This window comes from Bradyrhizobium sp. UBA2491 (assembly GCF_002341725.1).
Classification (GTDB): domain Bacteria; phylum Pseudomonadota; class Alphaproteobacteria; order Rhizobiales; family Xanthobacteraceae; genus Bradyrhizobium.
The window spans coordinates 1-11,851 of record NZ_DDOP01000076.1 but is presented as its reverse complement, the minus strand read 5'-3'; the positions used below and the strand labels follow the sequence as shown (position 1 = coordinate 11,851).

The window sequence follows — 11,851 nt, the reverse complement described above, 5'->3', positions numbered from 1 at the left end:
AATGTTTTAAATGGCCGTTCACGGAAACCTTTAAGCGAGAATGGCAAACAAACCGTCAAACAGCTTGTGTTAATCAACCTGCCCTAGAATCGCGCGGAAACCGGTCCTCGAGCCTGTCCGAGCGCTTATGTCCATCGAATTTCAGCAACTTGTGCAGCCGGTCGCCTGCGCCGGCCGTGTCGGATTCCTGGGCCCCAAGGATGCCGGTTTTACCGAGGCATTCTCCAGTCTGCTGGACGCCGAAGGGTATCTCGACGGTGCCGCCATCGCCCGGGCGCGGCGAGCTGCCGAGGTCGCGGGCGAGCGCTTCGACCTCGTTCTCGTCAAGCTTGGCCTGATCTCCGAAGCCGATCTTTGCCAGGTCTACGCGGCGTATTGCGGCCTCCGCGTGATGGGCGAGGCGGAAATCCCGGCGCGCCCCGTCCTTGCCGACCGCTTGCGTCACGCTTTCCTCCGGACCAACCGCATCCTGCCGATCGCTCATGGCAATGGCCGGATCCTGATCGCGAGCGCGGATCCGTTCATCGACGATGTCGTCCGCGCGGTCAGCTACATGCTGGACCTCGAGGTCGAGCTCGCGCTGATCGTGCCCGCCGAGATCGAGCGCGCCTTGCGCACGCTCTACGACGATCCCACTGCCGAGGGGAATCTCGAGGGGGCCGCGGTCGCCGTGCAGGCCGCCGGCGACGGCTCCGAATACGATATCGAGCGGCTGCGCGACATTGCCAACGAGGCGCCGATCATTCGGCTGGTCAATCAGGTCATCGCGCGTGCGGTCGAGCGTGGCGCCTCCGACGTGCATATCGAGCCCGGGCGCGACGCGGTCGCGATCCGCTACCGTGTCGACGGTTTCCTTCAGCAGGAGCGGACCGTCCCCACCACGTCGCGGGCCGCGTTGACGACCCGCGTCAAGATCATGGCCAAGCTCGACATCGCGGAACGGCGTCTGCCCCAGGACGGCCGGATCAAGACCGTCGTGCGCGGCGTCGAGATCGATATCCGTGTCTCCACGATACCGACCGCGTTCGGCGAAAGTGTCGTGCTGAGAATCCTCGACCGTACCCGGGTCGAACTCGATTTTGCCAAGCTGGGCCTGGGCGGGACGACGGAGGCGGGCCTTCGCCGGCTGATGTCGCTGCCCAACGGAATTGTGCTGGTCACCGGGCCGACCGGCAGCGGCAAGACCACGACGCTCTACACGGCGCTGAAGAACCTGAACCGGCCGGAGCTCAAGCTCTTCACGGTCGAGGACCCGATCGAATATCAGCTTCCCGGCATCAACCAGGTCCAGGTCCAGCCGCAGATCGGCTTCGACTTTCCGGTCGCCCTGCGGTCGATCCTGCGGCAGGATCCGGACATCGTAATGATCGGCGAAATCCGCGACCTGGAAACGGCACGGATCGCGATTCAGGCCGCGCTGACCGGGCACCTGGTGTTCTCCACCCTGCACACCAACAGCGCGATCGCGGCGATCACCCGGCTGATCGACATCGGGCTCGAGCGCTATCTTCTCGCTTCGACCATCGCAGGGGTGATGGCGCAACGGCTCGTGCGCAAGCTGTGTCCGTCCTGCTCGCGGCCGTTCGACGACTCCCACCGGGCACAGCATCCGCGCGAACTGGCTGTACCATCGGAGCGCTTGCAACCGGCGCTCTCAAACAGGCGCGTGGCCGTCGGCTGCTCGGCCTGCGGCAATGTCGGCTATCTCGGCCGGACGACGATTTCCGAGCTTCTGATCATCGACGATGAATTGCGCCACGTGGTCGGCCGTCGCAGCGACGACCAACGCATGATGGAGCAGCTGGCGCGGAACGCCGGTTTCCGCTCGCTCTACGAGGACGGCCTGCTCAAGGTCGAGGCCGGCGAGACCTCGCTCGAGGAAGTCCTGCGCGTCACACGCGCGGCTTGAGGAGCAGCACCTTGGCGAACTTCCTGTACAAGGCATACACGACGGGCGGGACGGTCAGCAGCGGGACCATCGCGGCCGACGACGTCAATGCCGCGATCGACGCTCTCTACGGCGCGGGCCTGACGCCATTCGAGACCCAGCGGCTCGCCGGCGACGGCGGCGAACTCTCGCCGGCTGCGGCCAACGGCGCCAGGCCGAAGAAATCGATCTGGCAGCGCGAGCTCGGCCAGTCCGATCGCCTGGGCTTGAAGGAGCTTGCCGCGTTCACGACGGAGCTTGGTTCACTGGTCAATTCCGGCCTGACCCTCGATGCGGCGTTTCGAATTCTTGGCGGACCCGGCGCCAGCCCGCGAACCGCACGGCTGGCGAACCGGCTGCTGAAGGATGTCATGGCGGGCCTGCAACTGTCCGAGGCGATGGCGCGGCATCCGGATATCTTTCCATCGGACTATCGCGCGATCCTCGCGGCCGGTGAGACCGGCGGAGCGACCGGGCAGGTCCTCACTCAAATCGCCGAGCTGCTGGCGCGGCGGCTCGAAATCCGCAACCGGATCCTGACCGCCCTGATCTATCCGGCGGTGCTGGTGTTGATGTCGATGGTCTCCGTCGTCGTCATCGTATTCGTCCTGATCCCGAGCATCGCACCGATCTTTGTCGATGCCGATCTGCCGCTCCCGGGCATCCTTGGCCGTCTGTCCGATTTGCAGGACAATTGGCTGGTCGTGCTCTTGACGTTGGTGGTCGGTTCGCTGGCAAGCGTGTTGATCTGGAGCCGCGTCAAACGAAGCTCCGAATTGATGCTCGGTCTCGATCGGGTCAAGCGGATGATCCCGGTGGTCGGCAAGCTCGTCGAAGCCCGCGAAGCCGGCCGTTTCTCGCGTGCTCTCGGGACGTTGCTGGTCGCGAAGGTGCCGTTGATGTCGGCGATGCGCACGGCGAGTGCGCTCGTCACCAACCGGCATCTCCACGCGCTCTACCAGAAGGCCATCGAGCGGGTTCCGGAAGGCACGCCGCTGCACCGGGCGTTTGAGAATGTCGGGCTGCTGCCGCCTGCATCGCTGCGGATGATCGCGGTGGGTGAGGAGACCGGCCGGCTTGGTCCGATGCTGCTCCAGGTGGCGGGCGTGATCGAGGCGGAGCTGCAACGAAACATCGAGCGGATGGTGGGCCTGCTGACGCCATTGCTGACGCTTGCCATCGGCGGCAGCATCGGCGCGCTGATCATGCAGGTCATGAGCGCCGTGCTCTCGATCAACGATATCGCGTTCCGATGAGGAGGTTGGCGAAATCGTCGGCCGGCTTTTCCCTGGCCGAGATGCTGGTCGTGATCGGCATTATCGGGCTCGTCCTGGCGGCTGTGATCGCCGCGCGGCCGAAGGCCGTGGCAACGCGGGTCGCGGTCGCTGCGCGCACGGTCGCCGCCAGCCTCAACATGGCCCGGGCCGATGCGAGGGCGACCAATCGGGAAACCGTGGTTCAGATCGATACCCAGTCGGGGCGATTTGGTCAGGCAAGGTCGATGCATTCGCTGCCGCATGGCATGAAGATCGCGCTGACGATCGCCGAGACGGAACGTTCCGGGGACACCGGCGGCATCCGCTTCTATCCGGACGGGCAATCGTCGGGTGGCGTCATCGCGCTGACGCTCGATGGCAGTTCGGCCGACGTTGCCGTCAATTGGCTCACCGGCGAGCCGCGGATCGTCAAATGAAGCGCGATCGCTCCAGACGCCGTGGCGCAGCCGGGAAATCCCGAGACCAGGGCTTTTCCCTGCTCGAGGTGCTGGTTGCATTCGTCGTCTTGGCGCTCGCGCTTGGGACGATGACGACGGGCGTCGCTTTGGCGATGCGATCCGACGCACGGACCCGCGCCACCCAGGGCGCGTTGCGCGTGGCCCAGTCGCAGCTCGAAGCGGCCGGCCTGTCGGCGACGCTCGAACCGGGACAGCGCACGGGGATGATCGGCCAGAGATATCGATGGCGACAGACCACGGTCGAGGTCTTGCCCTCGACGTTGCGGCCGCAGCCATCGGACGCCAAGCCCGATGCCAAGCCGGTGCAGTCGTCGGCATCGCTGCGGGCGTTCTGGGTCACCATGGTGGTGGACGCGGACGATGGCACGAGGGTCGAGCTCGCCGCATTGAAGGTGATGCCGGAGCGGAAGTCGTGAGCCGCCCGGGCGATCTTGCCCGCCGTTCCGCCCGGCTGCGGCGTCGCCAGACGGAGCGGGGCCTCACCCTCATTGAACTGCTGATCTCGATCGCCTTGCTGGCGCTCTTGACCGGCTTTCTTGCCGGTGGCCTGTCGATGGCGAGGCGGGCCTTTGCCGCCGACCGGACCAGCGCCGCCGATGGTGAGGCTCATGCCGCGATCCAGACGCTGTCGGACGTCATCGCTTCGGCACTGGCGGTGCGTGGCAACACAGCCAGCCAGAGTGGCTTCACGATGTTCGAAGGACGACAGGATGCGATGGCGTTCGTCGGGCTGAGCGAAGGACGCGGCCTGCCGGGTGGCCCCTATCGGGTCGGCCTGCGCCAGGAGGGCGACGACCTCATCGTTGATTTTCTGGCTTGGGCTTCAGCGGTGCCGGACACGCCGGATCGCGATGTCCGGCCAAACAAGGTTGCCGTGCTTAGCGGCGTTCGGAGCATTCGCTTGAGCTATTTCGGGAGCCCCGCGCTCAGCGGGGTGTCCCAGTGGCACGACAACTGGGCCAGGGCGGAGCAACTGCCGAAGCTGGTGTCGATCAAGGTCGAGTTCGAAGACGAACGACGAAACGAGCCGCCGATGATCGTCGCGCTCCGGCAGGGCGGCGGGGCCTGACCCGGCGCATTTCGTTACCTTTCGTAAAGATTTAGTAAATTACGCTACCGCCCGATTCGCTTTTCTCCTCGCGCAAGGGGCGCCATGTCTGTAGCCGACCTATCGGTCTCCCGAACCGGTGGCCTCGCGGTCGCCGCGAATTGGGGCAGGCGCTTCGGGCACTGGTGGCTTTCGGGGCTGCGCCAGTCCACACCTCCGCAGTGGCTCAGTTGGGCGGAGCGCGAGGCCCTGCGCCATGTCAATGTCCAGCGGGATGGTGAGACGATCGTGTGCCGTTTGGCCGGGCCTGAGCCGGTCGAAGCGCGATTTCTGTCCGCAAGCTTCAACATCGCGGTGCTGGAAACCTGGCTCGCGGACCAGCATGTGACGCGCGAGCAGGTCGTCGTCCAGGCGGTCGTTTCGCATGATCTGTTCTTCGTCCGCGACATGAATGTCCCGAAGGCGGCGCTGCCGGCCTTGCCGAGCATCCTGGATCAGGAACTGCTGCATCGGACGCCGTTTCTGCCTTCCGACGTCTGGCATGCGGCGACTGTCGCCGGCATCGACGCGGGCGATGTCGCCTCGATCAGGCACTGGATCATTCGCAGGGATCGCGCCGCGTCGGCTCTCGGGCAACTCGGCCTGACGTCGGATAACGTTGACGGGCTGTCAGCCGCAAGTTCCGTTGACGCGGATGTGGCCATCCCGGTCATAGAGCTCCAGGCGAGACAGATCGACGATCCGGCTTGGGCGGTCAGAACGATCCGGTTGCTGGCAGTCGCCTCGGTGCTTGCCGTCGGCCTAGCGCTGATGGCCTTCGAGTGGAGCCAGGCCAGCGTTGCGGCCTCGGTTGAAGCCGCACTTGCCGAAGCTCGCGATGGCGTTCAAGGCGGCCAGAACATCGACACCGCAGCCAGGCTTTATGCAATGCGGTCCGAGCTCGGCGTCCTCGAGACTCTCGATGAGCTGTCGCGGATCTTGCCTGATCAGACCTTTCTCAGCGAAGTGCGCATTGAGAATGGGAAGACCATCATAACGGGCTTCTCGGCCGATGCGGCCCGGCTGGTCCGGATCATCGACAAGTCGCCGAGATTCTCCGGCGCCGCCCTCATGGCGGCGATCACGCCAGACGCCAATGAGCACAGGGATCGCTTTACGATCAGCTTCCAGGCGCGAGGAGCTCGGGTGTCGAAATCGCCGGCAAGAGCTCGGAGCCCGTCATGATCGCCGGCTTGACGCGCAACAGGATTCCGGACGTTGCACTGTTCGTGGCCTTCAATATCGCGGCGGTCATGCTCGTCGTCGTGCTCGTGGTCGCGCCGGTGTTGACGCATTTCTCCGAGCGGAGCGAAGACATAGCGGAGAGTTCAGCCCAGCTTCGGCGTTTCGAGACTATCCTGCATCAAGCGAAGGCCGACTCCGCAAGGACCTCCGGGACTGGTGACCCGTACTATCCGGCTGGCGAGGAGCGCGTCGTCAGCGCCGACATCCAGGCGAGCTTGAAATCGCTTGCGCAGAATGCGGGGGTCAATCTGCTTGCGATACGCGGTCTCCCCGCCGGTCGGGTACAACAGATGCATCTGGTTGCAGTCGGTATCGAGGTGGAAGGGCCGCTGGCGTCGATTCGCGACATGATGCGTGCCATCGAGAGCCAGACGCCAATGTTGCTGCTTAGTTCGGCGACGCTGAGAAGCGTGACTGACGGCGACGACGGCGCGATCCGGGCCCAACTCACCGTGCAGGGCGCGATGCGCGACGGACCGAGAGCGGGCGAAGAGGCCAATTCTCAATGACGGCGCAACAGAAGTCCCGCGGCAGCATTGCGACGGAGGGCGTAAGGTGACCGTCCTGACGCAAGATCTTCGGTTTCGTTTGAACTCGATCACTGCGAGGCCGCGGCGGGCGGCGGTTACGAAGGTCGCGGCGCTGCTTGGCCGGGCTGATCTGCCCGCGCAGGCGGACTTCCTTGCGCTGCGGCCGGCGACGCGTGTGTTGATGGCCGGTCTCGCCGCCTGGATCGGGCTCGTGCTGGTTGTCGGCGTGGTTGCGGCCTGCGGGGTGCAATTCTCCCGGTTCAGCACGCCGGCATGGCTCGACATGCGGGGCACCGCGGCCGGGAAGGCGCAAACCGCGGCCATCGCGCGCTACGACAATATCGTGCAGCGGCCGTTGTTCTCGCGCAGCCGGCAAGCGCCGAGCGTTGCGGCCCCGGTCGCTGCCGCAGCTCCCGCACCGGTGGCGGTCGATCCCGGCTTCGTCCTCAAGGGCGTATTCATGAGCGACGGCGTCGCCAAGGCATTCCTTCTCACCGCGCAGAACCCGGTCGGGACCTGGGTTGAGGCCGATGGCGAGATCGCCGGCTGGCGCGTCGTCGGCATCCAGCCCGATCAGGTGGTGTTGGACAGCGCCAACCAGCGGCTCGCGGTGCCATTGAACATGACGGCCGGGAGATGATCCAGGCGCTGCGGAAGACCGCTGGCCGTACCGGGCACTTCCTGGAAGCAGCCCTGACCTGGAAGGCGGGAGACCGCGAGTATGCGCTGGTCGCCTGGGGGCTCGTTGCCGGCAGTATCTGGATTGCCGTTGGCCTCTGGTCAGCAGGCGGCCCGGTCGCGGCGATCCTGGTTGCGAGCCTCTATCTGGTCAGCCTGCTTGCCGCCATCTGCGCGATCGACGCGCGCTACGGGATCATCCCGGACAGCATGGTCGTCGCGCTGCTCGCTGGAGGTGTCGTTCAGACCATCGCGATCGAGCCGCTCGAGCTGCTTTGGCAACGCGGGGCTGGAGCTGCGTTGGTGCTTTTGACCGTCTACGTGCTGCAAGCCGGCTATCGGAGGCTCCGCGGCCATGACGGTCTCGGTCTCGGCGACGTCAAGTTCCTCGGCGCAAGCGTGTTCTGGGTCGGAATCGAGAGTGTTCCGCAACTTCTTGTCGTCGCGGTGCTGTCGGCCTTTACCAGCCTGATCATCCTGAAGCTGGAGGGGCACGAACTTCACGGCAAGCAGGCGATCTCGTTCGGCCCGCATCTTGCGATCGGCCTCTGGTGGACCTGGGTCACTGCCGTCGGCTGATGATCCTATTGGTTGCAGCGTCCGGACCGCACCGCGGCGCAGGCCAGTACAATCGATCTGATCAATACGATTCCCATGAGTCCGCCGGCCATCTTCTCCAGCGCATCGACCAGTGTGCCGTGACGATCGGGTGTCAGCGTCTGCATGAATTCCAGGACTGCCGCGGCGCCTGTCACGATCGCGCAAACCAGCAGTGGCCTGCGGGGATAGGCCAGCGCGAACAGAGCCCCGAGGACGGCGAACGCGACCACATGCTCGATATGCGCGTAGGTCTTGACGTCCGGATGCATCAGCCACGGCGAGAGCTTGTAATAGAGCGAATAGACGAAACCGATATTCGTCAGCGTGGCAAACGCGATCACCGCGATGACAATCCAGGCGAACGCGGCGGCCAGCCTTGCGATGTTCGACGTGTCACGTGCCATCATCGATAGTTTCTGATCCGGGTTGAGGCGGCCTCGATGTTGCGGCCGGCTTTCTGCTGATGCAATGCACGATCTGCTGACGGCAACGCCGAGGCCGTTCATTACCATTGATGCCGGCAAGACTCGGTAAACAGTCTCCCAAGACATACAATAGATTGCAGGGCGTTGACTTAGCCGGAAGCCAACAAGTTCCTCGTAGGGTTAGCGCAGGGATCGCGACCGTTGATCATTGTGCGAGAGGCAAGGGAGACCTGCCCCGGGTCGTGTTCGAGTTCCGGTATCTTCGACGATGCCGGGCTGCCGTAGGGACCAGCCGGGGAGAGTATCGTGCGCAAGGCAATGCTTGGACTGCTGGGGGCCGCCTTGACGCTGCTGCCTGAGGTCGCGGAGGCCGGCTATTGGGGATACGCCAGACCCTACCCGCCGATCGTGTATCCGGGTCTCTTCACCGCACGCGGATATTTCGGCTATCCGCTGGACGACAGTTTCGACCCTCCGTTCGGCTACGGCGAATACGCGGAGTACGGGCCGTGGGCCGAGCCCGCCAGGGCATCATGCCGCCGGGTCGTACGCAGGGTGCAGACATCGACCGGACGGCGCAACTACGCCACTTGGCGATGCTGGTGAATCCGCTGATGCGCAGACGTCATTTCAGCACGGCCGGGCGATTGTCGCTCGATGCTGCATCGATTTCCGCCTGAGTTCGCAAGATCGCCCGACGCAGCTTCATTACCTCCGCGTAGCGAAGGTTGAGCGATTTCTCGGTCTTGACGGCGATCTGCGCTTTCGACTTGTTCGTGCGCTTCTGGTTCACGCCCGGTCTCCGCATGAAATGAATTAAGTCAGGGATTGAGTGCAATATCGTTTGAATGAATTGTCGCGACGGCATCCGTCTGATCCTCCCGGCTCCGGCAATAATGTGGGCGTGAGAGATCGATGGTCAGGGTAATTGCTTTCTTGAAGTCGACAAGCGAACCTTGACGTTAAGCTTGATGCTGCCTTGTATGGTTAAGGTCGAAGACTGCGCCGGCCTGGGTGGGGCGCCTGGATCACGGGCGAAGCTTGACGTCCGAGACCATGAATCCCTTCGAGAAAACGCTATGACGAAGCGAGTCCGCGAGGAGGTGTGGAGGCGATTTGTCTTCTCGGCCCGTCAGCAGCACGCGCAGGCGCCACAAGGACAGACCTGCTATCATGCCAATGTCCGCCAGGGCGGCGTAGAGGGGGCCGTGGTTCTTCAGGAAATAGCGGCGCCTCGCTTCCAGCAGGTAGGGTGGAATCCGCTTGGCATGTGCGTTGACACCGGTCGATTGGCCAACGAGGTGAACCACGCGGCTCGCCGGGACGTACCAGGTCGGCCATCCCTTTCGCCGCGCGTTGAAGCAATAGTCGATGTCGTCGAAATAGGTGAAGTAACCTTCGTCCAGCAAGCCGGTCGTCTCGATCACCTGACGCCGGATGATCATGCTCGCGCCGGAGACCCAATCGGTCTCGAATGTGTCGTCGCGTACCGGCGGGGCCACCACCCAGCGAGCGAGGAGGCGGCTCACCAGACCAAGCTTCAGGTTCGCCTCGAACTCGCCAAACGGCGAGTGAAACCGAAATGCGGAGCGTTGAGGAGTGCCGTCCGGATCTTCCAGCCTGCTTCCGGCGATACCGACCTTCGGGTTCCGGTCCATGAAGTCGACCAGTGCCTTGAAGGCGTTCGGTCGCACGATGGTATCCGGGTTCAATAGCAGGACGTATTCCGGGGGATCGGACCGGCTCATCGCCGGTTTGATGATCACGTTGTTGCCGCCTGTAAATCCGAGATTCACCGCAAGGGGGATCAGGCTGCACCAGTCACCCCAGCCATTGTCGGTAATGGCCTGCTGAATTCGTGTGGCGGAATCGTCCCCTGTACCGTTCTCACAAACGACGACTTGCGTTCCCGGAACGCTCGAAATCTCGCGCGCGACCGAGCGGAGGCAGTCGATGACCAGATCTGCGACGCGGTAGTTGACGATGGCTACAAGCAATGCAACGGCTCCCGCCGCGGTCAAAAGTAAGGTCAGATCCAACGCATTGGTCGAAAATACTTCACGGCCTATTCGGCTATTTTCGGACCGTCGTCAATCATGCGGCCTCACCGAGAGTTAAATTAACTCTTGGGTTGCGGCACCACGGCCAGGACGAAGCCTTGCTTTCCGGAGCCGGTCGATCAGGAGATAGATCACCGGCGTGGTGTAGAGGGTGAGGATCTGCGACACGAACAGGCCGCCGATGATGGTGATGCCGAGCGGCCGGCGCAGCTCGGTGCCGGGGCCGGTGGCAATGACCAGCGGGATGCCGGCGAACAGGGCCGCCATCGTCGTCATCAGGATCGGGCGGAAGCGCGCCCGGCAGGCCTCGAAGATCGCATCGCACGACGCCAGGCCCTGATGCCGCTCGGCCTCGAGCGCGAAGTCGACCATCATGATGCCGTTCTTCTTGACGATGCCGATCAACAGGATGATGCCGACAAAGGCGATCACCGTCAGCGGCGTGTTGGTGATCTGGAGCGCGAGCAAGGCGCCGAGGCCGGCCGACGGCAGCGTCGAGATGATCGTGATCGGATGCGCCAGGCTCTCATAGAGCACGCCGAGCACGATATACATCGCGACCAGCGCGCCGAGGATCAGGAGAGGCTGCCGGCCGCTGGTCTTGTTGAAGTCGCCGGCATTGCCGTCGAAGCTGCCGCGAATGCCTTCGGGCATGTGCAACTCGTTGACCGCCTGCTGGATGTTGGTCGTCGCGACCTCGAGCGGGATGTCTGGCAGCAGATTGAACGAGACGGTGGTCGACGGCATCGACTGCGTATGAGTCACCTGAAGCGACAGCAGGCTGCGTTCGTAATGCGCCACGGCGGAGAGAGGAACTTGGGCATCATTGGATCCCGCTACGTAGACATGTGCCAGGTTCGACGGGTCGTTCTGGAATTTAGGATCGGTCTCGAGCACCACCATGTACTGGTTGCGCTGGGTGTAGACGATCGAGATCTGCCGTTGCGCGAAGGCGTTGTTGAGCGCGTTATCGATGTCCTGCACACGGACGCCAAGGCTCGAGGCGATCTTGCGGTCGATCACGAGATTGAGCTGCAACCCACCATGATCGCGGTCGGAGGAAATATCGGTGATGCCCTCCACCGTCTCCATGCGCTTGGCCACGATCGGCGCCCATTTCTGCAACAGCTCGAGATCGGTGCTTTGCAGCGTGTACTGATAGTCGGAGTTGCTTTGGCGGCCGCCGGCGCGGATATCCTGGGCCGCGACCATGTAGAATCTTATGCCGGCAACCGTACTCAGACGATTGCGCAGGCGATCAATAACCGACGTAGTTGACAACCAATCCCGCTCCGACGACGGCTTCAGGCTTACGAACATCAGCCCGCGGTTGACCGTCATGCTGCCAAGAATCGAACCAACGTCGGAAACCGCCGGATCAGCTCCCACGATGCCCGCAACTTGTTGCTGGAGGGTGACCATCGCCTCAAACGATGTATCGGCCGATGCCACGGTTGCGCCGACAATCAGGCCGCTGTCGTCGGTCGGGAAATAGCCCTTCGGCGTCTTGACGTAGAGCACGACCGTCAGCGTGACGGTCGCAAAGAACACGATCAGCGTCAGG

14 protein-coding genes are annotated in these 11,851 nt (G+C 63.7%); 10 read left to right on the top strand and 4 right to left on the bottom strand.

Features of this window, described 5'->3' with window-relative positions; genetic code table 11:
* Positions 1-127: 127 nt before the first annotated feature.
* The 9 genes from B2W55_RS24635 (at position 128) to B2W55_RS24595 (ending at position 7,781) form a co-directional block, all read left to right on the top strand.
* Entirely contained in the window at positions 128-1,909 is a 1,782-nt protein-coding gene (locus tag B2W55_RS24635) for a GspE/PulE family protein (protein WP_024580983.1), read from the top strand.
* 11 nt (positions 1,910-1,920) lie between these two features.
* The gene (locus B2W55_RS24630) at positions 1,921-3,183 is read left to right on the top strand and encodes a type II secretion system F family protein (protein ID WP_024580982.1); all 1,263 of its coding nucleotides are present in this window, start codon (positions 1,921-1,923) and stop codon (positions 3,181-3,183) included.
* Entirely contained in the window at positions 3,180-3,620 is a 441-nt protein-coding gene (locus tag B2W55_RS24625) for a GspH/FimT family pseudopilin (protein WP_029879072.1), read from the top strand. Before B2W55_RS24630 ends, B2W55_RS24625 begins: the two co-directional genes overlap by 4 nt.
* Positions 3,617-4,078: a type IV pilus modification PilV family protein gene (locus B2W55_RS24620; protein WP_024580980.1), complete on the top strand. Its 462-nt coding sequence runs from the start codon at positions 3,617-3,619 to the stop codon at positions 4,076-4,078. Before B2W55_RS24625 ends, B2W55_RS24620 begins: the two co-directional genes overlap by 4 nt.
* Positions 4,075-4,731: a prepilin-type N-terminal cleavage/methylation domain-containing protein gene (locus B2W55_RS24615; protein WP_024580979.1), complete on the top strand. Its 657-nt coding sequence runs from the start codon at positions 4,075-4,077 to the stop codon at positions 4,729-4,731. Before B2W55_RS24620 ends, B2W55_RS24615 begins: the two co-directional genes overlap by 4 nt.
* An 84-nt stretch (positions 4,732-4,815) precedes the next feature.
* On the top strand, positions 4,816-5,934 hold the full coding sequence (locus B2W55_RS24610; RefSeq protein WP_024580978.1) for a PilN domain-containing protein: 1,119 nt from the start codon (positions 4,816-4,818) through the stop codon (positions 5,932-5,934).
* Positions 5,931-6,503: a type II secretion system protein GspM gene (gene gspM / locus B2W55_RS24605; protein ID WP_024580977.1), complete on the top strand. Its 573-nt coding sequence runs from the start codon at positions 5,931-5,933 to the stop codon at positions 6,501-6,503. Before B2W55_RS24610 ends, gspM begins: the two co-directional genes overlap by 4 nt.
* Positions 6,504-6,549: 46 nt before the next feature.
* On the top strand, positions 6,550-7,164 hold the full coding sequence (locus tag B2W55_RS24600; RefSeq protein ID WP_024580976.1) for a hypothetical protein: 615 nt from the start codon (positions 6,550-6,552) through the stop codon (positions 7,162-7,164).
* Complete coding sequence (locus tag B2W55_RS24595; RefSeq protein WP_024580975.1) at positions 7,161-7,781, top strand: prepilin peptidase; 621 nt, start codon at positions 7,161-7,163, stop codon at positions 7,779-7,781. The genes B2W55_RS24600 and B2W55_RS24595 overlap by 4 nt, the downstream gene beginning before the upstream one ends.
* A 5-nt stretch (positions 7,782-7,786) precedes the next feature.
* Here B2W55_RS24595 and B2W55_RS24590 read toward each other — a convergent pair whose 3' ends face one another.
* Positions 7,787-8,308 (bottom strand): VanZ family protein, encoded by a 522-nt coding sequence (locus tag B2W55_RS24590; protein WP_244442198.1) that lies wholly within the window; start codon positions 8,306-8,308, stop codon positions 7,787-7,789.
* A gap of 225 nt (positions 8,309-8,533) precedes the next feature.
* On the opposite strand from B2W55_RS24590, the gene B2W55_RS24585 reads away from it, so the two are divergent.
* Positions 8,534-8,833 carry a hypothetical protein gene (locus B2W55_RS24585; RefSeq protein ID WP_100955784.1) on the top strand — a complete coding sequence of 100 codons (300 nt, stop codon included), beginning with the start codon at positions 8,534-8,536 and terminating at the stop codon, positions 8,831-8,833.
* Positions 8,834-8,852: 19 nt separating this feature from the next.
* Here B2W55_RS24585 and B2W55_RS24580 read toward each other — a convergent pair whose 3' ends face one another.
* From B2W55_RS24580 to B2W55_RS24570, 3 genes are all read right to left on the bottom strand, one after another.
* On the bottom strand, positions 8,853-9,020 hold the full coding sequence (locus B2W55_RS24580) for a hypothetical protein (RefSeq protein ID WP_157817332.1): 168 nt from the start codon (positions 9,018-9,020) through the stop codon (positions 8,853-8,855).
* A gap of 235 nt (positions 9,021-9,255) precedes the next feature.
* Entirely contained in the window at positions 9,256-10,224 is a 969-nt protein-coding gene (locus tag B2W55_RS24575) for a glycosyltransferase family 2 protein (RefSeq protein ID WP_024580972.1), read from the bottom strand.
* Positions 10,225-10,341: 117 nt separating this feature from the next.
* Positions 10,342-11,851: efflux RND transporter permease subunit (locus B2W55_RS24570; RefSeq protein WP_291532301.1), on the bottom strand; the 1,510-nt coding region annotated here is incomplete at its 5' end.